This is a genomic window from Pontitalea aquivivens (genome assembly GCF_046507575.1).
Classification (GTDB): domain Bacteria; phylum Pseudomonadota; class Alphaproteobacteria; order Rhodobacterales; family Rhodobacteraceae; genus Pontitalea; species Pontitalea aquivivens.
Genome location: NZ_JBKFEY010000150.1, coordinates 1 through 246, shown reverse-complemented (window position 1 = coordinate 246; position 246 = coordinate 1). Strand labels below are relative to the sequence as shown.

Here is a 246-nt window from a genome sequence, read left to right as displayed (position 1 = left end):
GCGACGTGGTCGTCCGGTCCAGTGGCCAGGAAACGCGAAGGCTCCGGCCGCGGCCAGAAAGTTCAGATCATGGCCCGGCCGATCGCGCCAAGGTCCGGTCTGACCGTAGCCGGAGAGTGAGCAGGTGATGATCCGAGCGTTGTGGCGACTGAGGGCTTCGTGATCGATTCCGAGTTTGGCTGCCACTCCAGGCCGAAAGCTTTCCAGCGCGGCGTCGCCCCATCTCGCAAGCCTGCCCAAGACCGT

At 65.0% G+C, this 246-nt stretch carries 1 protein-coding gene; it reads right to left on the bottom strand.

The window, feature by feature from the left end; translation table 11 throughout:
* Positions 1-240: CoA transferase (locus ACK8OU_RS20595; protein ID WP_410305186.1), on the bottom strand; the 240-nt coding region annotated here is incomplete at its 3' end.
* Between the last annotated feature and the right edge of the window lie 6 nt (positions 241-246).